The sequence below is a fragment of the Micromonospora sp. DT228 genome, assembly GCF_049841595.1.
GTDB lineage: Bacteria > Actinomycetota > Actinomycetes > Mycobacteriales > Micromonosporaceae > Micromonospora.
The window spans coordinates 1-20825 of the sequence record NZ_JBNCKO010000020.1; the positions used below are offsets into that span (position 1 = coordinate 1).

At 69.8% G+C, this 20825-nt stretch carries 16 protein-coding genes; 9 read left to right on the forward strand and 7 right to left on the reverse strand.

Annotation, left to right across the window (positions count from 1 at the left end):
- Nucleotides 1-180: 180 nt before the first annotated feature.
- Entirely contained in the window at nucleotides 181-966 is a 786-nt protein-coding gene (locus ACLQ29_RS29825; protein ID WP_425774740.1) for an SDR family NAD(P)-dependent oxidoreductase, read from the reverse strand.
- 77 nt (nucleotides 967-1043) lie between these two features.
- Here ACLQ29_RS29825 and ACLQ29_RS29830 point away from each other — a divergent pair, with 77 nt between their 5' ends.
- Nucleotides 1044-1448: a winged helix-turn-helix transcriptional regulator gene (locus ACLQ29_RS29830; protein ID WP_425774741.1), complete on the forward strand. Its 405-nt coding sequence runs from the start codon at nucleotides 1044-1046 to the stop codon at nucleotides 1446-1448.
- A 426-nt stretch (nucleotides 1449-1874) separates the two neighbouring features.
- Here ACLQ29_RS29830 and ACLQ29_RS29835 read toward each other — a convergent pair whose 3' ends face one another.
- Nucleotides 1875-2435: an AAA family ATPase gene (locus ACLQ29_RS29835; RefSeq protein WP_425774742.1), complete on the reverse strand. Its 561-nt coding sequence runs from the start codon at nucleotides 2433-2435 to the stop codon at nucleotides 1875-1877.
- A gap of 121 nt (nucleotides 2436-2556) precedes the next feature.
- Nucleotides 2557-3375: a transglutaminase domain-containing protein gene (locus ACLQ29_RS29840; RefSeq protein ID WP_425774743.1), complete on the reverse strand. Its 819-nt coding sequence runs from the start codon at nucleotides 3373-3375 to the stop codon at nucleotides 2557-2559.
- A gap of 121 nt (nucleotides 3376-3496) precedes the next feature.
- On the opposite strand from ACLQ29_RS29840, the gene ACLQ29_RS29845 reads away from it, so the two are divergent.
- Together ACLQ29_RS29845 and ACLQ29_RS29850 are read left to right on the forward strand one after the other, a co-directional pair.
- On the forward strand, nucleotides 3497-4429 hold the full coding sequence (locus tag ACLQ29_RS29845) for an ABC transporter ATP-binding protein (protein WP_425774744.1): 933 nt from the start codon (nucleotides 3497-3499) through the stop codon (nucleotides 4427-4429).
- Nucleotides 4426-5229 carry an ABC transporter permease gene (locus tag ACLQ29_RS29850; RefSeq protein WP_425774745.1) on the forward strand — a complete coding sequence of 268 codons (804 nt, stop codon included), beginning with the start codon at nucleotides 4426-4428 and terminating at the stop codon, nucleotides 5227-5229. Before ACLQ29_RS29845 ends, ACLQ29_RS29850 begins: the two co-directional genes overlap by 4 nt.
- 109 nt (nucleotides 5230-5338) lie before the next feature.
- On the opposite strand, the gene ACLQ29_RS29855 is transcribed toward ACLQ29_RS29850, so the two are convergent.
- On the reverse strand, nucleotides 5339-9373 hold the full coding sequence (locus ACLQ29_RS29855) for a hypothetical protein (RefSeq protein WP_425774746.1): 4035 nt from the start codon (nucleotides 9371-9373) through the stop codon (nucleotides 5339-5341).
- 237 nt (nucleotides 9374-9610) lie between these two features.
- On the opposite strand from ACLQ29_RS29855, the gene ACLQ29_RS29860 reads away from it, so the two are divergent.
- From ACLQ29_RS29860 to ACLQ29_RS29870, 3 genes are all read left to right on the forward strand, one after another.
- Complete coding sequence (locus ACLQ29_RS29860) at nucleotides 9611-10069, forward strand: hypothetical protein (RefSeq protein WP_425774747.1); 459 nt, start codon at nucleotides 9611-9613, stop codon at nucleotides 10067-10069.
- Nucleotides 10070-10276: 207 nt separating this feature from the next.
- A complete protein-coding gene (locus ACLQ29_RS29865; protein ID WP_425774748.1) occupies nucleotides 10277-13471 on the forward strand; it encodes a BTAD domain-containing putative transcriptional regulator in 3195 nt (1064 codons plus the stop codon).
- Between the two features lie 110 nt (nucleotides 13472-13581).
- Nucleotides 13582-14361 carry an AfsR/SARP family transcriptional regulator gene (locus ACLQ29_RS29870; protein ID WP_425774749.1) on the forward strand — a complete coding sequence of 260 codons (780 nt, stop codon included), beginning with the start codon at nucleotides 13582-13584 and terminating at the stop codon, nucleotides 14359-14361.
- A gap of 69 nt (nucleotides 14362-14430) precedes the next feature.
- Here the strand turns inward: ACLQ29_RS29870 and ACLQ29_RS29875 are convergent, their stop codons facing one another.
- Together ACLQ29_RS29875 and ACLQ29_RS29880 are read right to left on the reverse strand one after the other, a co-directional pair.
- Nucleotides 14431-15219, reverse strand: a complete 789-nt coding sequence (locus ACLQ29_RS29875; RefSeq protein WP_425774750.1) for an SDR family oxidoreductase — start codon at nucleotides 15217-15219, stop codon at nucleotides 14431-14433.
- Between the two features lie 37 nt (nucleotides 15220-15256).
- The gene (locus ACLQ29_RS29880; RefSeq protein WP_425774751.1) at nucleotides 15257-15619 is read right to left on the reverse strand and encodes a nuclear transport factor 2 family protein; all 363 of its coding nucleotides are present in this window, start codon (nucleotides 15617-15619) and stop codon (nucleotides 15257-15259) included.
- Nucleotides 15620-15697: 78 nt separating this feature from the next.
- Between ACLQ29_RS29880 and ACLQ29_RS29885 the strand changes: the two genes are divergently transcribed.
- The 3 genes from ACLQ29_RS29885 to ACLQ29_RS29895 all read left to right on the forward strand — a co-directional run bounded on the left by ACLQ29_RS29885 (nucleotide 15698) and on the right by ACLQ29_RS29895 (nucleotide 19060).
- On the forward strand, nucleotides 15698-16492 hold the full coding sequence (locus ACLQ29_RS29885; RefSeq protein WP_425774752.1) for a MerR family transcriptional regulator: 795 nt from the start codon (nucleotides 15698-15700) through the stop codon (nucleotides 16490-16492).
- A 100-nt stretch (nucleotides 16493-16592) separates the two neighbouring features.
- A complete protein-coding gene (locus ACLQ29_RS29890) occupies nucleotides 16593-17813 on the forward strand; it encodes a CynX/NimT family MFS transporter (protein WP_425774753.1) in 1221 nt (406 codons plus the stop codon).
- Between the two features lie 206 nt (nucleotides 17814-18019).
- On the forward strand, nucleotides 18020-19060 hold the full coding sequence (locus ACLQ29_RS29895) for an SdrD B-like domain-containing protein (protein WP_425774754.1): 1041 nt from the start codon (nucleotides 18020-18022) through the stop codon (nucleotides 19058-19060).
- A gap of 282 nt (nucleotides 19061-19342) precedes the next feature.
- On the opposite strand, the gene ACLQ29_RS29900 is transcribed toward ACLQ29_RS29895, so the two are convergent.
- Nucleotides 19343-20311 carry an AEC family transporter gene (locus ACLQ29_RS29900; RefSeq protein WP_425774755.1) on the reverse strand — a complete coding sequence of 323 codons (969 nt, stop codon included), beginning with the start codon at nucleotides 20309-20311 and terminating at the stop codon, nucleotides 19343-19345.
- Between the last annotated feature and the right edge of the window lie 514 nt (nucleotides 20312-20825).

The following is a 20825-nucleotide window of genomic DNA, read 5'->3' on the forward strand; positions in this document are numbered from 1 at the left end:
CGCCGTGCGCTACGAAGCCACCGTGCACATCGCCGCGATCAACGAGTGGCTATGACCGACTTCGACACAGACCCTAGTGCCACGCTGAGCCCGAGGGCGTCAGCGTCGGCGCAGCGGCTGCGCGACGCCAAGAAGGTCTGCCTGCTGCCGGGCGCTGTGCGTGTGGGCGGCGAGGGGGCCTCAGCTCAGAAGCTCTTCCGTGAGGCCCATCAACCGCTCGGCGTCGCGGGGGTCGAGGGTCGGGAAACTGAGCGGCAGTCGCTTCTCCCGGTCGACCGCGGTCACCGGCGCGGCCGGCGGCGCATCCAGGAACTGGTGAATCGGCGCCACCGCGTCTGCGACAGGTCGGGCCGCCACCGCCAGCAGTCCTCGGACCACCAGCGGGAGTGCGCTTCGATCGCCGCTCTTGGTGAATCCGGGGTGGTAGAGCACGTATCGGGCGCGGCTGCCGGACCGCTGGCCGAAGCCCACGCCGAGCAGGTCGTTGGCTCGACCGGCCTGCAGCTGTGCGGCGATGGCCGAGTAGCCCGACTGCAGCTGCGGGTCGGCCCAGTGCACCTCGCCTTTGGTGACCCCGACACCGGCGACGTTCACGATCACCGGCGCGGTAGCCCGGTCCAGGGCCGGACGCAGGCCGAAGCTGAGCAGATATCGACTGAGGTAGTAGAGCGCGAATGTGCGCTCCAGGCCCTCGACGGTCATGACGCGTCGCGGTGTCACAGCATTGGCGAACAGCGCCAGCGCGTCCACGACTTCGTTCTCGGTAAGGATGTGCTCGATGACCTGCCGCGTCTCGGCCATGCTGGACAGGTCGACGGGAAGGAAGGCGATCGAGCCGCCGGCCAGGGCCTCGCCGCGTTCGCGGCTGCGGCCGAGTACCAGGACGCGGTCGCCGCGTTCGGCCCGACCTAGGGCCAACGCACGTCCCATCCCGTTCGTGCCGCCACTGACTACCACGACGCCCATGTCGTCCCCCGTTATCGTTGCTCATTGACGTGCTCATTCTGGGCAGCCGGTCGGCGGAGGCGAAAGAAGGCATTTTCATGTCCACAAGTAACATCGGTGTGAGTGCCTCACTCCACGACCATCGGCTGCCGACGCCCGTTCCGGTCAGCGAGTACGAGCACTGTCCAGTAACCGACGTGCTGCGGCGGGTGAGTGACAAGTGGACGCTGTTGCTGGTCACCCTGCTCGGCCGGCATCCGTACCGGTTCAACGAGTTGCATCGGGCCGTGGAGGGCATCAGCCCGCGCATGCTCACCCGGACGTTGCGCACGCTGGAGAGCGACGGTCTGGTCGAACGGGAAGTGTTTCCGACGTTGCCGCCGAGCGTCGAGTACCGGCTGACGCCGCTCGGCGTCAGCCTTCTAGAGCCGCTCTCCGCGCTGACCGACTGGGCAGTCGACCACCACGCCGAGATCGCTGCGGCACGCCGGGGACCCATCTGAGACACCACGCGATGCCCGTCTGTCGCTGACAAGGCGCGGCGATCGTGAGCGTGCTACCCGATCGACCGATACGACTGCGGAGCCAGCACTGGTGTCGGCCACAGCACCGGGCCAACAGCGAACGATCGGTCGGCGTCGGCGGCCCGGTGCGATCCGGTTTAGGGGAGCAGGTTGCGAGCGGTGCGGGGCCCTGAACAGCCTTGATTGGGTGCAGGTTGGCGAAGCGGTCTCCGCACCCGAAGTATTCACGGAGGCAGGACAGCGACGAGGCCTTGACCTGCGGTGACGCGGTCGAGCGGTACGGTTCGACCTTCCAGTCGAAGTGGCAAGGGCCTACTGCTCCCAGCATGGCCTTTCCCCGGGTCACGGTCGCCTGTCGTCGCAATGGCGATCCGCTCCACAGGGCGGTGGCCACGACAGCCGCCGTCAGTAACCGTCCTCGGGTCTCGGCGGTACAGAGCCCGGGCTTCCCGCAGTCGCTCGGAGGGCGATCCGCAGGGCGGCTTGGGCAGGCGTGAGGTGCGTGGTGTCGATGACCTCGGCCTCGGCATGTAGCCACGTGCGGGCCGCCTCGGCGTAGGGCTGGAGGTACTTCAGGCGGAACGGGGAGGGGACGGGGTGTTCTCCCTCGATACGCCCGCGGAGGGTGTCTTGGTCGGCGTGGAGGACGAAGTGCCTTACCGGGATGGCGTGTTGGGCGAGGCCGGTGCTGATCTCGCGCCAGTACTGCTCCACCAGGACAGTCATGGGCATCACCAGAGTGCCCCCGGTGTAGTCGAGCACGCGGCGGGCGGTCTCGACGACGAGCTGCCGCCAGGGCAGCCAATCCTGGAAGTTGTCCGTCTCGGGCAGCCCAGGCGTGATGTCCATGAGAGCCTCGCCGACCTTCTCGGCGTCGAACACTCGCGAATCCGGGATCAGTTGCTGCACGAGCGCGCTGGTCGTCGTCTTGCCCGCGCCGTGGGTGCCGTTGAGCCATACGATCACGGGACACATTCAACCGTGCCGGCACCACGGTCAGTCGGAGGGTGAGTCAGATTGGCCGGGTGACCCGCTTCCGCACCGTCACTGTCGGCGGGTGGAAGCAGCACTGACTGCGCACGCGCGCTCAGGGCAGCAGCTCAGCCGGCACTGCCAGGTCCTCACGGGCGTAGAGGTCGGCGATGGCGCCGTGATCGTCGGAGGCACATACGGCTGAGATCGTATCGATGAGTGCGTCGTAGTCGGGACCGGTCTTGCCCTGGTAGGAGGTGTCCATGCGCCCCCATTCATCCCAGGGCAGCATCTCGACCTTGTTCAGCGCGGCGAGGTCCCTGACGGCGTTTCCTCGAATCTCCGCAGGTCCCCAGTTCTCAGTGCCGTACACGCCGAACTGCGCGGCGTCGATACGGCCGTCGCGGAAGGCAGTCCATGCCTCGCCGCCGGCGAGGAACTCGCCGGTGGCGAGGTCTTCGGGCGTGGCCACGAGGGAGTCACCCAAGATCTCGGAATCGATTCGCACCCAGCGGCCGCCATGCCGGTACTCGGTGATCCAGTGGTCCACGCCCTGCCCTGGTTGAAAGTACGTGGCGAAGCCACAGCGTGCGCGGGCCGCGATCCCGCGGTAGCGCAGCAAGGCACAGCTGAGCACGGCGAAGTGGCGGCAGGTGCCGATCACTCGCCGGTCAGGGGCGCGTGCGGCAGTCAGCGGGGCTGGGTCGAGGGCGAGCAGGGCACCGATGATGCCGTCGACAGGACGCAGTTGGTTCTCGGCGAACCGCGGCTCGGAGACTCCGAGCGCTCTTGCGTCGGTGGGCTGAATGACGAGCTCGTGAACGAGGTGGCAGATGTCGACGGGCTCAGTCGGAAGATCATCGAGCGCTGGCTTGTGGACCGTGCCGATTGTCGTCAGCGGACCCGCCATGGCGTAATCGATCATTTCCGTCATGCCGGCCATCGTAGGCATGGCCGGGGCGGATCCAGTGCACGGGTGACCCGTGCAAACGACACGGTCGAATCATGACAGCACGGGGATCGGCATTGCGTTCCCGGATGGGCAGGCTGGAGTCATGGAAGACGTCGTCATTGAAGTGAACCAGCTGCGTCGCAGCTATGGGGAGTTCGAGGCGGTCCGGGGGGTGTCTTTGGCCATCGGCCGCGGCGAGCTGTTCGCCCTGCTGGGCACCAACGGCGCCGGCAAGACCACCACGATCGAGGCGCTCGAGGGGTTGCAGCGGCCGACCTCCGGCGAGGTGCGGGTGCTCGGCCTGGACCCGGTCGCCGACCGCTCCGCGGTACGTCCGCGGACCGGCGTGATGCTCCAGCACGGCGGTTTCACCGGCGCTTTGACCGTACGCGAGACGATCGAGTCCTGGCGTGCGCTCACCGTCCGTCCGCGCACCACCCGCGACATGCTCGAGACGGTGGAGCTGGCCGACCGGGCCGACGTCGCCGTCGAGCAGCTCTCCGGCGGTGAGGGTCGGCGGCTGGAGCTGGCGTTGGCTGTGATGGGCCGGCCGGAGGTGCTCTTCCTCGACGAGCCGACCACCGGCATGGACCCGGCCTCGCGGCGCCGCACCTGGAATGTCATCCGCGAGCTGCAGGCGGGCGGGACCACCATCCTGCTCACGACGCACTATCTCGAAGAGGCGGAGGTGCTCGCCGACCGGGTGGCGATCATGCAGGGCGGGCACATCGTGTCTCGCGGGACACCCGAGGAGGTGGTGCACACGCTGCCGGCGCGGATCACGTTCCGCTCACCGGAGGGGTCCGACCTGCCCGATCTGCCGCACGGCACGCTCTCGGTGGACGGCGACCGCGTCGCCTACGAGACCCGCGACCTGCAGGACGACCTCTCCCGGCTGCTGGACTGGGCCAAAGCCACGGGAGTACGGCTGTACGGGCTCTCCGCGCGCCCGGCCACCCTCGAGGACGTCTTCCTGGACATCGCCGCCGAGCACGACAACGCCGGGTACCGACCGGAACGTGAGGAAGTTCGATGACCCCCGTCACGACGGATCGGGCGGCGCGGCCGTCCTGGCAGATGCTCGCCCTGCTGCGCATGGAGCTGCTGGCGCTGCGACGCAACTGGACCGCCACCGCCCTCTCCGTGGTCACTCCGCTGCTCATCGGGCTGCTGTTGACCAGCGGGTACGGCGGCCAGATGGTCCCCGGAGTGCGCCGGGTGGTCAGCGTAACCGCGCTGATCATGGTCTTCGTGGTGCACCACCATCTGACCACCGTCTACGCCTCGCGCCGGCAGGAGAACGTGCTCAAGCGGATGCGCGTGGGTCTGCCGTCCGACCGCACCATCCTGCTCGGCACTGCCAGCAGCACCGTGCTCACCTTCCTGGCACAGACCGCCGTGCTGGTGCTCTATGCCATCCTGGTTCTCGACCTGCCGGTGCCGCGACACCCGCTGGTGATCCTGCCTGCACTGCTGCTGGGCGCCGCGGTGATGGCCGTCTTCGCCGCGGTACTGTCCGCGGTCACCCGCAGCTCTGAGGCCGCGATGCTGACCACCCTGCCGTCCATGGTGATCTTCCTGGCCACCCCGGGTGCCCTGCTGCCGCTGGGTGCGCTGCCGGCGCCGATTGAGCGGGTGCTGTGGTTCCTGCCGACCGGCCCGTTCACCGAGATGCTGCGCGTCGGCTGGCTGGCACAGACCGACGGGGGTCGGGCGCTCGGCTTCTGGGACAGTTACCTGCTCGCGCTGCCCTCGGCGGGTGTGCTGCTGGTGTGGCTGGTCATCGGCGCCTGGCTGACCCGCCGCTTCTTCCGCTGGGAGCCCCGGCACGTCTGATCCGCCGCCGGCCCGTGGTGCGCCATGGGAGTGGTCCAGACGAGCGCGAGCGTGGCCAGAAGCCCGAGCAGCCGACGGCCGCCCGGGCTCCCGGATCGTGACGCGTTCGTCACGGGTACATCTGCGTGACGGTGAAATTCATCGATTGAGCGAAGAGACTGACACCGGTCGGGCTGTTGGGGTGGAAGGACTGCTGCGACGCCGGGCCGTCCGGGGTGTCACCCGGCGACTTGTCCGTCACGATGCCGTGGATGCCCGCCGGCGAGCCGCAGGCCGCCTTGCCCTCGAACTCGTCGATCGGGTCGGAGTAGTACGCGATCGTCGCGCCGTGCGCGGTGTTGAAGTCGCGGACGACGTCCAGTTGCTCGCCACGCAGCAGCACGCTCATCTCGGACAGCCACACCCGTTCCTCGTCGCTGAGGACGAGCTTGAGGGCGCAGAGCGGGTCGCCGCCGATCTCGACGAGCTTCGGGTACCCCATGAGCATGATCTTGGCGTTCGGCGCCTTCTTGCGGATCTCCTCCAGCACCTTCGTGTTCGACCGGGGAACCGTGTCGGTGATGCGGCGTCTGGTCGACACGTCCACGGTGTCCGTCTCGCCCGACAGCTTCGCCTTGAAGCAGTCCAGCGGGCCGGCCATGAAGACGCACTCCCTGATCACCGAGCTGAATTTCGCGTCGTTGCCGCCGATCGAGATCGTGACGAGCGTGGTGTTCTCGTCCAGGTAGCCCTTGTCGAGCTGGGACACCTCCAGGTACTGGCCCTTGCCCCGCTCGTTGTCGGCGTTGCGGGGCTCGTTGCTGACGGTACGCAGTGGCAGGATGTTCTCCGTCTCCGCGCCCGAGCAGGCGATCAGGTGGTAGTCCATGTTGACGTCGTGCTGCTGGCTCGTGATGTCCGCCCGCGGCCCGATCGGCGTGGACGATCCGGGCAGCACCGCCTTGCGCGACCACGCGTTCTTCGAGCGGTGGCAGCCGTTGCGGAAGGCGTTGTCGCGGTTGTTGTCCGTCTCGCGGTAGTAGTCCGAGCCGTTCACCGGCGAGGCGCCCTCGCCCGACGAGAACGAGTCGCCGAGCGCCACCACCTGGTGCTGCGGCTTGCCCGGCAGTGGGATGAACGCCGCCGCGTCGAAGGCCACGTTCTCCTGCGGCCGGCCCAGGGCCAGGTCGCCCTGCCCGCTGGTCGGCACGTCGTCCCGCAGCTGCGCCAACTCCTCCGGGGTCAGGTCCGACACCATGTTGGTCAGCTCCACCTTCGGGACGTTGTTGAACTCGAACACGCCGAGCGCCACCCAGCGGTTCGCGTACCCGCGCTGCTGGACCATGCGGGTCTTGACCACGCCGTTCTTCGTCGTGATCTTGTATGCCGCCTGCTGCGTGGTACCGAGGTGATCGGGGATGTGGACCATGACCCGCATCCAGCCGTTCACCGTCCGGTCCAGCGTCCACGTCCCACTGACGTAGAGGTTGCTGCCCGGCTCGCGGGTGTGCGTGAACCAGTAGTGCGCGCCGTACCCGCCGCCGACCTGGTGCAGGTCGATCTTGCCCGGGTACTGGAGCGTGCCGTTCTGCGTCTCTCCGGCGAACCCGTGCGTGAACGTGCCGCTGTTCGTTCGTCGGGTGCAGAGCCAACCGGCCTCGTCACGGCGTGGACTGACGACGTCGTTGATCACGTCGTCGACCACGAGCGCGTTCGCCGGCAGGTCGGTGCCGCACTTCGGGTAGTAGCTCACCCCGGCGGCCGGATATGCCCAGCCGGGGTCGTACCTGATGGCGGCGTTACCACAGTCCAGACAGCCCGGTTTCCAGTCCGCGGATCGGTTGTACCAGCACTTGAGGTCGCGGTCGCCAATGCCGTTCACGTGGTGGCACGGGCCGGCCGGCTCATCGATCACCTCGGGCGCCGTCGGCGGGAGGTTGTTGCCGTAGAAGCAGTCGTTGGACTGGTCGCAGAACGTCTGCAGGTGCGGCTTCACCCGCGCGCGCCCGTCGTTCGTGCTCCACCACGCGTACCGGTAGCCGTCGGTGTAGGTGTCCGGCTTCTCGATCGCGTTGAGCGGGTGGCCGGCCCAACCCATGATCTTCTCCGGGTACGGCCAGTGGCTCGGGTGCCGCGCGTCGTCGTAGGTGAACTCCAGGAACGCCTTGCGGTTCGCCGGGTACCGCGGGTTGGCCGGGTTGTTCGCCCAGCCGACGCCCCACGGCCCGTCCGTGCTGCCCTGCGGCTCGTAGAAGCCGGTGTTGTAGGCCCACACCGCGAAGAACCAGCTCTCGATGTACTGCGGGTCGCCGCCGTTGACCTTCATGTTGTACGCGTGGACCTGGTTCCACTTGTCCTGCAGGATCCGCAGCGACTGGGAGATGTTCGCGGCGAAGTCCACGGTGATGGCCAGCTGCTGGTTGTACGGCAGCGGGACCTCGTTCGGCTTCTGGAACCCGGGCTTGCGCATGCCGTCGGTGACCTGCCCGACGCCGTAGCCGCAGTCAGACTTGTCCCAGCGGATCGTCCAGTCGTCGCTCGTGTCGGCGTCGTAGATGTCCAGCCCGTAGTAGTTGCCGATGAGCGGGTTGCCGAACTCGCCGGGCAGGACGTGCGGCGAGGCCTGCCACAGGTTCGACTCCTGGGCGAGGATGCCGAGCATGATCTGCGCGGGCACGTGGCCACCTCCGTTGAGCGGCCGCATCGGGAACCACTGCGCGACGTTGTAGCCGGGCAGGCCGGACTGGTTGAAGTTGTTGCCCCGGTTGAGGATCAGCGCGTCCTGCACCGCCATGTCGACGACCCACTCGATCTCCCGGGCGCGCGGCTGGTACACCTGAACCCGCACGTCGTTGCGGGGGATCGCGCACCAGGCGGCGTTGTCGACCGGGTCGTGCAGCGGTGTCGCCAGCGTCGTGGCGCCCGGTGCCGACCGGGCCCGCCCCGGCGTCTTCGGGTTCGCCCGAGCGCCGGCGTCGCCCGACGTCGGCGTGGTGGGCGTGACCGCGAAGTCCACGCTGCGACCGGTCGCCGGCACCTTGGCCTTCATGGTGAGCGACCGTCCGCGGCGGCCGTCCGCGGCCTGCGCCGCCCGTGGATCGGTCGTCCACCTGATGTCGTCCAGCAGCAGGTCACCCTCGCTGGATATCTCCGCCTGCACGCTCGCGTCGAGCTTTGCGACACCCGTGGGCAGCTTGTGCACCGTGCCGGGGGTACCGGTGATGCCGACCCGACCGCCCGCGCCCTTGACCACGTTCATGTCGGTCGTGCCGCCCTCGGCCAGCGTGGCCGTCGCGCCGGACTTCACGACGGTCCGCTTGACCCGACCGGCCTTGCTGTCGGCATCCATGTACACGACGGCGTCGCCGTTGGCCGCCAGCCGGAACGGCACCCCGGTGGTCCTCGCGACCGCCGACCGGCGACCCTTGCCGTCGACCTTGACCAGCGCGCCGTTGTCGGCGGCGATGATCTCGTCCTTGACCGGTAGCGCCGAGGTGAGCTGGCCCGCCACCTGGATCGGCGCGGCCACGGTGCCGGTCGCGGCGTCGAGCTGCGTCAGGCGGGTCTTGCCCGAGCCGGTGTCGCCGCCGGTGAACGTGCTCAGCACGACGTTCTCACCGGTCCCGCAGCCGGGGCTGAAGTACGCGAGGGACGCGTGCGCGGCCACCTTCCGGACGGACTGGTCCTTGAGGTCCACGACCGCCACGAAGGCGCCGCGGTCGAACAGGTCGGGCTTGTTCGTGTAGGCGCGCGGCGCGTACGTGACGACCAGCCGCCGGCCCGACTCGGTGAGACAGCCGTTGCCGATCCACTGGTCGGTCTCCAGCCCCGGCTCGCTCAGCGTGGCTGCGGTCGTCCAGCTGTAGCCGGAGGCTGCCGACGCCACGAGCACGTGCAGGCCGGTCATGTCGCCGGAGAGGGTCCAGGCCCGATCCTGCGACGTCCGCCAGCCCTGCTTGAGGGCGGAGTCCCGCTGACCGGGGGGTATCGAGGTGGACGCCACATCCTTCGGAGGCGGGTCCGGCGCCGCGGCGGCCGGCGCGGGGAGCACCACGAGACCGCCGGCGGCGATCGAGGCGGTGGCGAGCGCGATGGTGGCGCCGCGACGGGCGGCGCCGGGACTGGGCCCGCGCGGCGGCGCGGGGCGGGGCGGCGATGCTGACACTGCGGTTCCTCCAGGATGGCGTGGGGTCGATGCAGTGTCGGAACCGCGCTCACCGTCGGCGCATCACGATGTCATCGCCGGCGCCCACGCCGACTCCGACGCCGACGGCGGCATGACACCGCGCGGTGCCCTGACGATGCGCCCGCAGTGTGGCGACGCCGCAGGATCACCCCCACGACTTGCAGCACGACTGAGGAGGACAGCATGAAGGTAGGAAAGGTCCGGAAGCATCGCCTGGTGCCGACGCTGATCGCCCTGGTGGCGTTCATGGGGCTCGGCGTGGTCACCACGGCGGTACCGGCGTCGCCCGCGCTGGCCGCGTGTTCGGGCACCGGCTGTCACAACGTCAATCCCAACGGCCAGTGCAGCGGCACCCGGCACGGCTGGACCGGCGGCGGGTACGACAGCGGACTCGGCATCGTCGTCGTGAAGTCGTCCGGCTGCAGGGCGGCCTGGGCACGCCTGCAGAACGACCAGTACGTCCGCTACGCGGGTGCGACGTTCACCGTGCGCATCGAGCGCCGGGTGTGGTCGTCCTACGGCTACTGGTACACCGGCAGCCTCAGCAAGCAGTTCCTCTCCACCAACGGCGGGGTGTGGACCAACATGCTCGAGGATCTCGACTCCTCGGACGAGCACCAAGCCTGCTTCAGCTTGAATGGCGGCGCCTGGACTTGCACCCCCTGGGTCTACTGAACAGCAGGCGGACGTCAGGGCCCCCGGCGGCGCGGGGGCCCTGAGATCCGCCATCCGACAAGCTGGCTGTCGACCCGGGGAAACTGCCCGCCGGGTACGCCTCGCATAGACGTATGGCCCTCTAGCGATGTCGGTTCGTCTTGTTAGCCTGCGGCTGTGGAGCTGCGCCTGCTTGGCCCCGTCGAGGCTGTCATCGACGGACGGGTCGTGCCCATCAGACGCCGTCAGGAGCGACGGCTGCTCGCCATCCTCTCGATGCGACCGGGCCAGTTTCACTCCGCGGAGCGACTCATCGACCTGCTCTGGGAAGATCGGCCTCCGGCCCAGGCACGGGCGGGCCTGCAGGCCATGATCTCGCACCTGCGGTCCACGCTGGAGCTGGGCCGGTCGACGGAGCCCGCGTTGCTCGCCCGACCCAACAGCTACGCACTCGAGATCCGGGCAGAGCGGGTCGACGTGCACCGGTTCACCGCCCTGGTGGCCGAGAGCAGGGGCGTCGCCGACGCCGAACAGCGCATCGCGATACTCAGCACCGCGCTCGGTCTGTGGCGGGGCGCCGCCCTGGCCGACGTCTTCGACGACGCCCAGCGAAGCCGGCTCTTCCCGGATCTCGACGAGGCACGACTGACCGCGCGGGAAGAACTGCTCGACGCGCGCCTCGACGCCGGCCAGCACCGGCAGATGCTGGCACCGCTACACGAGCTGATCAGTGAGGCGCCGACACGCGAGCGCCCCGTCGAGCTGCTGATGCTGGCCCTGAGCGGGATCGGTCGTCGCACCGAGGCCCTCGCGGCCTACGCCACCCTCACCGATCGGCTCGCCACCGACCTCGGTGTCGCTCCCGGACCGCAGATCCAGGCGACGTACCGGACGCTGTCACGCGCCACCGCACCCTCGGACGCCGCGCCGACGTCTCCTGGCGGGCCGGCGCAGCTACCGCTGCCGCCGGGGCACTTCGTCGGCCGCGGCGCCGAGTCGCGTCAGCTCGACCGCCTGCTTGCCAACGCGGCAGCGCCGCAGGTCCTGATCCTCTCCGCGGTCGTCGGCACGGCGGGTGTCGGAAAGACGGCCACCGCCATCCGGTGGGCGTACAGCGTCCGGGACCGCTTCCCGGACGGGCAGCTCTTCCTCAACCTGCGGGGCTACTCCGCCGGTCGGCCAATGCGCTCGGCGGAGGCGCTCGGCGTGCTGCTGCGGGGTCTGGGCGTGCCGGCGGCCCGCATTCCGGCCGATCCGGAGGAGGCATCGGCGCTCTACCGCACCGTCGTCGCCGATCGCCGGCTGCTGATCGTGCTGGACAACGCCCTCGACGCCGAGCAGGTCCGGCCGTTGCTGCCCGGGTCCGCGGACAGCCTGGTGGTGGTCACCAGCCGTGACCGCCTGACCGGGCTCGTGGCCCAGCAGGACGCCCACCGCCTGACCATCGGACTACTCCCGGAACCGGACGCTATCGAGCTGCTCACCGTCCTGCTCGGTGTCGACCCGCGAGCCGCCGAACGCGACGCGATCCGGGACCTCGCCCAGGTCTGCGGTCGGCTCCCGCTGGCCCTGCGGATCGCGGCGGCGCTGCTGCACGACGAGCCTGACCTCGCGGTGTCGGCGTACGTGCGGCAGTTGCGGCAGCGGAGCATCGCCGCCCTGGCGATCGACGACGACCCGAGCGCCGCCGTACAGACGGCGTTCGACCTCTCCTACACCCGGCTTCCCGGCGAGGCCCAGCGGATGTTCCGACTCCTCGGCACCGTTCCAGGGCTCACGCTTTCGGTCGACGCGGTCGCGCACCTGGCGCAGACCAGCCGGGAGTCGGCCCGTCGGACGCTGGCCCGACTCTTCTCTGCGCACCTGCTGGAGTCCGACGACGATCGCGTCGCGCTGCACGACCTGCTGGGGCGTTACGCGGGCCAGCACAGTGCGCGGCAGGGTGGCCGGCCGGAGGCGCAGACAGTCCTCGCCCGCCTGTTCGCGTGGTACCTGGTCCGCGCACAGGCTGCCGGTGACCTGTTGGCGCCGGGGCGGGTCCGCCTGGAGCTGCCGGCGGGCCTGGCGGCCGGTGACGCTGGCCTCCCGGACCGTGACGCGGCACTGGCCTGGCTCGAGGCCGAGGAGTCGACAATGGTGGCGCTGATCAGAGCGGGGGCAGACGGCACGTCGAGGGCCGCTGCCGCCCTGCTCGCCGACCAGCTACGAACGTACTTCTGGGTCACCCGCAATTCACTGAACTGGTTGCTCGTGGCGCAGGCGGCGCTGCACGCGTCGGGTGGGGACACGTTCCCGGCCCTGCGGGCGTCGGCACACATGAGTCTGGGCAACGTGTACCACCTCACGGGCAACCAGCTGGTCGCGATCGCGCACCACCGACGGGCGGGTCACCTGTTCCGCAGCGCCGGGCACACGCAGGGCCAGGCCGCCGCGGCTGGCTCGCTCGGCGCGGTCTTCGGCGACCTCGGGCAACTGGCGACGGCGGCGGCCTGCTTCGAGCATGCGTTGCGGCTGTACGAGCGGATCCGCCACCGTTACGGCATCGCGGTGATGTCGAGCAATCTTGGGACGATCTACGCCATGGCGGGTCGACTGCGGCTGGCGGTCGAGCGGCTCAGCGCCGCCATCGTCATCCACCGGGAGGACGGCGCACGACCCAACGAGGCGGTCATCCTCAACAACCTCGGCCTCCTGCGCATCATCCGGGGTGAGTACCCGGCCGCCTTGAGTGATCTCCACGCAGCGGTGCGCACGGCCCACGAGGTCGACATGGCGTCGATCGAGGCGAATGCGTTGGCCGGGATCGGCCAGATCCACACGCTACGCGGCGACGTGCCGGAGGCGAGGTCCGCGCTCGCCGCCGCGCAGCGTCTCGCCGACCGTAGCGACGACTGGCACTGCAAGGCGTCGATCGACATTGCCGAGGGGGGCCTGCTTCGGCTGACTGGCGACCCCACCCGTGCGGCGGCCACGTACACCCGGGCCGCCGAGTGGGCCAGGTCGGCGCGCACGTTGGCGACGGAGGCCGAGGCCCTGGTCGGTCTCGCCGCATCCGTCGCCGAGCGGACGCCGCTGTTGGCCAGCTCCTCCCTGGAGCGGGCGGTCACGTTGGCCCGACAGTCCGGCGCCGCGGTGATCGAGATCGACGCGCTGGCGGCGATGGGCGAGGTCGCCCGGCGGCACGGCGACCCCGTGCAGGCGGCCCGGCTCGCCGGCGAGGCGGCACATCGCGCGGAGGCGATCGGGGCACCCCTGGTACGCGCCCGCGCGCTGATCACCCTGGGCTACCTGGAGGACTCCTCGCGGGCCTGGCAGCAGGCGCTGAGCATCCTGGATCCGCTCGGCACTCCCGAGGCGGACATCGTCCGGGCCCTGCTGGAGCGGCACGACGGCCGTCCGTTCGACGTCGTCCCGGCCGGATAGCCGACCGTCCCTGCGAGGGCGGGGCGGCGCTGCCAAGGAAACGCCAACCCGTGCTGGGCAACCTGATGACCAGGCCGTGCACGGGGCGCGGTCGGCATGGAGGTCATCGTATGGAGTTCCGGATCCTCGGCCCGCTGGAAGCGTCCGTCGATGGAACGCCCCTGCCGCTCGGCGGACGCCGGCAGCAGCGGATCCTGGCCGTGCTGCTGCTGCGGGCCGGCCGGGTGGTCCCGGCCGACAGCCTGGTCGACTGCCTGTGGCCGCTGCGGCCGCCGGCCACCGCGGCGAGTCAGATCCGCAACTGCGCCGCGGCCCTGCGCCGTCAGCTCATCGCCGGAGGCCTGTCCGAGCGCTCGCTGGTACGCCGGCCGGGCGGTTACCTGCTGACGGTGGAGCCCGGCGCGCTGGATCGGACCCGGTTCGACGACGAGGCCCATCGGGCTCGGCGGGCGCTGGCCACCGGTCGCGCGGCGGAGGCCGTCGGGTCCTTCCTGCGGGCCGAGAACCTGTGGCGCGGACCCGCCATCGCCGGTCTCGCCGATGGCATGCTGGAGCCGGAGGCCATGAGCCTGGAGGAGTCGCGGCTGCAGGTGATCGAGGAACGGCTGGAGGTCGAGCTGAGTCTGGGCCGGCACGCAGGGGCCGTACCGGAACTCACCGCACTGGCCCGGACTCATCCCGGCCGTGACCGCCTGCAGGCGGCCTTCATGGTCGCGCTCTACGGCAGCGGGCGGGGTGCCGACGCGCTGGCCTCCTTCGACCGGCTGCGCTCGTCGCTGCGCCGTGAACTCGGCCTGGAGCCGAGCCGGCGGCTGCGGGACCTGCGCCAGGCCATCCTCACCGAGGACGAGGCCCGGCTACCGCCGATGGGCGTGGGGGCCGGCACGTGACGGTGAGCTTCATCGGTGGGCATCTCCTCTCCCGACGCGTGCCGCCCACCTGTGCGACCGTTTGCGGGCTCAGACGGTCGGGACTGTTCCACCATCGATCACGTACTCGGCGCCCACGATGGCCGAGGCGCGGTCCGAGACCAGGAACCCGACCAGGTCGGCGACCTCCTCGGTGTTGGCAAACCGTCCCAGCGGCACGCCTCCGAGGGAGTCGTAGATGCTCTGCTTGGCTTGTTCGCGGCTGATCCCGTTGCCCTCGGCGATTCGGTCCACGAACCTCTCGTAGGCCTCCGTCTCGATCCCGCCGGGGCTGATCGCGTTGACGCGCACACCACGCGGGGCGAGCTCGTTGGCGAGCCCCTTGCTGTAGGTGCGCAACGCGGCTTTCGCTGCCGCGTAGGCCAGGGACGCGTCGTACTGAGGAAGCTCACGCTGGATCGAGGTGAAGTGCAGCACGACCGCCGACCCGGACTCGATCATCGCCGGGAGGAGAGCTCGATCGAGCCGTACCGCTCCGAGGAGGTTCACGTTCAGCTCGATCATCCACTGCTCGTCGGTGATGACCGCGAACCCACCGGACGGTGTCGAGGCACCTCCGACGACGTGCACCAGGATGTCCAGTGCGCCGCCGGTCGAGGCGATCCGGTCGGCCACCGCCTTCGCGCCCTCGACCGTCGAGGTGTCCGCCTCGATGAACCGGTCGGGGTGCTCGTACCCCGCGGGCATGGTCCGGGCCGTGACGTAGACGTCGGCGCCCATCTCCCGCAGCCTCTCGACGACGGCCTTGCCTGAGCCCTTCGATCCGCCCGTGACCAGCGCACGGCGTCCATCGAGACGATCGCGATCTGAAGTAGGCATTCTCTCTCCCTCGAAGATTGACGTGGTGCGGGTCGTATCAGGATTCGTGGTTGGCGATGACGAGTTCGGTGACGACGTCCGCACGGATCGCGAACCGGTAGTCGAGCTCGGCGACGCCGCCCGGGAAGGTTCCCTCGAGCCGCAGCGTCACCACCCAGTGGTTGTCGTCGACGCGGGCAGCACCGATCTGCTCGGTCGTGTACTCGAACTCGGAGCCGGCGTCGCGCAGGAACGCGTGAATCTGCTCTCGGCCGCGGAAGGACTCGCCCTGATCGACGGCCACCGCGTCCTCGGCGAAGAACGACGATGCCGTGTCGGCGTCGCGGACGACGTGAGCGGCGAGGAAACCGCTGACGGTGGCGGGCAGTGGATCGGACCGGAGGCCGTTGTGCTGTGTCATAAGCCCAGCGTGTGGCCTCGCGGTGCAGGAGGGTCAAACGCTGGACTCTCCCCCTGGGGGAGCCTTCATACTGCGGGGGTGCTGACGATCGGGGAGTTCTCGCGCCTGACCCACCTGAGCGTGCGGACCCTGCGTCGGTACCACGAGGGCGACCTGCTGGAGCCCGCCGTAGTGGACGAGACCTCCGGCTACCGCTACTACGCCATCGAGCAGATCCCGACCGCCCAGGTCATCAATCGGCTCCGCGAACTCGACGTCCCCCTGGGCGACGTGCAGCGGATCCTGCGGTCCCCGGACCCCGGTGTCCGCGCCACCCTGATCGCCGACCACCTCCAACGCCTGGAAGCCGAACTCGACCGCACCCGAGCCGCGGTCGCGTCGCTGCGCCGCCTGCTTCGGCCCGACCCCGCGCCGATCAAGGTAGAGCTCCGTGCCGAGCCCGCCCGCACGGTCGCGGCGGTGGCGGCCGTGGTCGACGAGGGCGAGGTCGAAGCCTGGTTCGCGGGCGCGATGGCCGAGTTGGAGGTGGCCGTTGGCGACGCGGTGACTGGTCCACCGGGTGGCACCTACGACAACTCCCTGTTCGAGCAGGGCCGCGGTCACGCGTTGGTCTACCTCCCGACGGCCGCTCCACCTCGTACCGGGCGGGTGCACGCCGCGACCCTGCCCGCCGCGGAACTGGCAGTGGCCACCCACGTTGGCGAGCACGATGGCATCGAGGTCACCTACGGCGAGCTCGGTACCTGGGTCGTGAAGAACGCGATGTCGGTGGCGGGGCCCGTGCGGGAGGTCTACCTCGTCGGACCTCGGGACGCGAGCGATCCGACCGCGTGGCGCACCGAGATCGGGTGGCCGGTGTTCCGAGTGACCTGAGTGGGCCGGCTCACACTCGTCGCCGCCGGTCGGTGCTGGGGCGTGTTGAGTCACCCGGGCCCAAGGTCAACATCTCCGGGCGGAGTACTAGGCTCGGGGGGTGTCCGAGCACCGCCGCCTTCCGCTGTGGGCGGGACGCACGGCGTCGTTGCTGGGCATCGTGCTCGTCGCATTCACCCTGCGCCAGGCGGTGGCGACGATATCGCCGATCCTCGGCGACATCCGGGCGGACATCCCGATATCGGCCATCGGTGTCGGGCTGCTCGGCACGTTGCCACCGATCCTGCTAGCGGCATCCGGGTTCATCGCGCCGCGCGTCGCCCGTGGCATCGGCCTCGAGGGCGGCATCGCGCTCGCGCTGCTGCTCATGACCCTCGGCCATCTCGTGCGCGCATGTGCCCCGGGTTTCGCGGTGCTGCTCGTCGGCAGTGTCGTCGCGCTCGCCGGCACGGGCATCGGCAATGTGCTGCTGCCGCCGATCGTGCGACGCTACTTTCCCGACCGGGTAGCGCTGCTGACCGCCCTCTACGTCTGCATCGTGGGCGTGGGTACGGCCGTGCCCGCCGCGGTCGCCGCTCCCGTCGCTGAGCAGACCGGCTGGCGGTTCCTGCTCGGCGTCTGGTCGGTGACCTCGATAGCCGCGCTCCTTCCGTGGCTCGTCATCATCGCGCGGGAGCGCCGCCAGCGGCTCTCGGATGCCGTCGCCGTTGAGTCCCCGACTTCCGCCCTCGTCACGCGTCTGTGGCGGTCACGCGTGGCCCTGTCGATCACCGTCGTGTTCTCGACCAGCACGATCTGCACCTACGCGGCTTTCGCGTGGCTGCCCGAGATCCTCGGCGACATCGCTGGCTCGACGCCGACCGAGGCCGGGGTGCTGCTCGCCGTCACCGGCCTCATCAGCGTGCCCGGCGCATTCATCGCGCCCCTACTCGTCGCACGGCTGCGCAATGTCGGCTGGCTGATCGCCGCCGGTGTCGCGAGCTTCGTGTGCGGCTACCTCGGCCTGCTGCTCGCGCCCGCGACACTCACACTGCTCTGGGTGCTGCTGATCGGCTCGGGGTCGATCCTGTTCCCGGTCTGCCTCGTGCTCATAAACGTTCGCACCCGTTCCCACGGCGGCACCGTCGCGCTGAGCGGCTTCTCTCAGGGGGTCGCGTACGCGCTCGGCGCGCTCGGTCCGCTGCTGGTCGGGCTGCTGCACGACGTGAGCGGCGGATGGACCCTGCCGCTGCTGTTCCTGTTCGCCGTCGCCCTCGTGGCGACCATCCCGGCGATCACGCTTGCGAGGCCCGCGTTCGTCGAGGACGAGCTCACCCGTTGATCTGGGGAGCAGATTGGGAGCAACAGAATGCGTGCTCCCGGTTGTCAGTCGGGGAGTATCCGCACGTGCCGCTGAGCGTTCACTCGACCATCACGCTAACCGTGACCAGGACGCTTTCCGACCACATTTTTGATCTTGGGGCAGCGGAGTTACTCACCCAGCCGCTAGCATCACGCTGATTCCCCTTCCCCATTACGGAGACCTCCATGCGCAAACTTGCCGCCGCCGCCCTCATGGGGGTGCTCGTGGCCTTCCTTCCGGCAACGGCCGCCCTCGCCGCCAAGCCCAAGCCGGATATCGCGGTGACCTCTGCGGCCGACAAGGCCAACTACGCCGAGGGCGAGACCTTCACCATCACGGTCACGGTGAAGAACAAGAGCTCCGTCGCCGCCAAGCACGTGCACTACACCGGCGGCGACAGCGAGGGCGTCGACGGTGTCGCCTACGGTGTGCTGTCGACCGGCTTCGACCTCGCCGCCGGCGCCACCAGGACCGTTCAGATCACCGGCAAGACCAACCACGCGGCGTGGAAGTTCGGCTACGGATTCGTTGCCTTCTCGCTTGCCGCCAACAACGGCGAGGCCAACGAAGCCGACAACATCACCAGCGCGCGGCTGGTGGTGGCGGGCGCCTTCGACAATCTCGGCGGCTACGTCTTCCAGGGTGAGTCCTATGACGCCGAGTGGACGCCGCAGACGCCTGGCGTCCCGGGTGTCAAGGTCGTCGCCACCAGTGCCGACGGCAAGACGAACTACGCCGAAGTCAGCACGGACGCCAAGGGCCTGTTCCGCTTCGCCCGCCTCCCGGTCGGCGACGTCCTGCTGACCTTCACCGCCCCGGCGGGCTGGAAGATCCTGGCCGGCGAGAACGACGGGGAGGACCACACTCTGGCGCAGGTCAGCGTCGACGACAACGACGAGCCGCGCGTCTTCGTGGCGGCGAAGAAGGTCGCCGTGAGCTCGCCGAGCGCGACGCCGACCTCGACGCCGACCTCGACTGCGACGCCGACCTCGACTGCGACGCCGACTGCGACGCCGACGTCGACTGCGACTGCGACGCCGACGGCGACGGCGACGCCGACTTCGACGACGGCGCCGTCACCGTCGGCGTCGTCGAGCAACGGCCCGGGCCTGCCGGTCACCGGCGGCAACACCATGCTGTTCGTCGGCGCTGCCGCGGTCGCCATCGCGGTCGGCGTCGCGCTGGTGCTTGTCGCACGGCGTCGCCGCGTACGCCTGCAGGCCTGATCGACCTAGGGCCTGTGTCAAGGTCCTCGGCCGGCCAGGGGCTTTGACCCAGGCCCTAGATCGCTCCGGCGGCCGAACACACGCGGGCTGCAGCGTTCCCCGCTGAGTCGAGCAAGGCGAAGGGCGCCGAGGCTTCAGCACCTCGCTGGAGCCTCGGCACCGCGGCTCCGGCCAGGCATCGAGGATGCCCGCCGCATCATCAGGCGATGATCGTGGCTGCAGACCTGGCCGGCCAGCGCCATGGTCGGCGTGACTCACCGTTGGACGAGTGAGCTGACGGACCTACCCGAGCAGCGCCGCCGCCGTGGCCAGGGTGGCCAGCGAGAGCGTCGTGGTCACCACCACCGTGCGGTTGGCCACCGCCTCGCCGACGCCGTACTCCTGACTGAAGATGAACGTGTTCTGCGCCGTCGGCAGGCCCGCGCACACCACCACGGCGAGCAACTGCGGCGCGGACAGGTGCAGGGCCAGCCCGGCCGCGTACGCGATGACCGGCTGTGCGACGAGCTTCAGCGCGGTGATCACGGCCAGCTCGCCCGGCTTGGCCAGCTCGCCCGGCTTGGCCAGCTCGCCCGGCTTGGCAGGCTTGGCAGGCTTGGCCGGCGACGGCGCCGTGCGGTGCATCGACGCGCCGAGCGCGACCAGGGCGGCCGGAACCGCGGCACCCGACAGCAGGGTGAGCGACGCGCCGGCCGTCGACGGCAGATGCAGGCCGGCAGCCGAGCACGCGACACCGAGCAGCGACGCCAGGATCACCGGGTTGCGGACGGGCAGGGAGGCGATACGGCGGACCCGTACCCGCCCGGCCGGGTCGCTGTGCCGGTCCAGAGCGACCAGGATTACGGGCGTCACCACCAGCACCTGCAGCAGCACCACCTCCGCCAGGAACGACACGTTGCCGAGAACCTGCGTTGCGATCGGGATGCCGAGGTTCGCCGAATTGACGTACCCGGCGGCCATGCCCCAGATCGGCCGTTCGCCGGGCTCGCGACCGAACAGCCAACTCGCGCCGACCCACCCGAACCCGACGACCGCGGCCGTGCTCACCCCAAAGGCGAGCAGCGAGCGGCCGGCGAACCCGGAAAGAGGCATTCGGGACAGGGCTAGGAACAGGGCGGACGGCATCGCAAGGTGGAAGACGAATCGGCCGAGCACCGACGCCGCCGCCTCGCCCAGCAGGCCCCAACGACAGGCCGCGTAGCCGATCGCGGTCAGGATCCAGATCGGTACGAATGCCGACACCAAGCTCATCCGGGCGTCACCGGCGGGCGAGCGTCTCGCCGGCTCATGGACTGGCGAGCCCGATTCCGTAACACTCCACCGCGCTTGCGCCGGTCTTCAGACACACCGACGCGTCCAAGGTGCGTACCAAACCGCCGGGCAGCAGGGGTTGTCCACGTGTACGTCGATCCGGAAGCCACGCGTTCAGCCTCGCATCCCGTCCGGATCGAGCGACCATCCCGCTCATCCGCTACGTGCAAGGGCCGGGAGGGCGAACGGCGCGTGGTCGATGCCCGCTTCGCCGACCTCGACCCCCAGTGCCCGACACCACGACAAAAACTGGTGGCCTCGCCGGCCCGTCGCGCCCTACCGTGCAACTGGATCTTTCTTTTCCAACCCACTCAGGAGAGGACTTCACCCCGCGTGACGCCGCCTGCTCTTTAGACCTGACACCTTCTCCGTGCATCGGTCGCCGACGTCGACGTCGGCTCTTTTCCCATGCCTTCCGTCAGGTCTTCAGAGGGATCATGTCTACGCGTCCTCA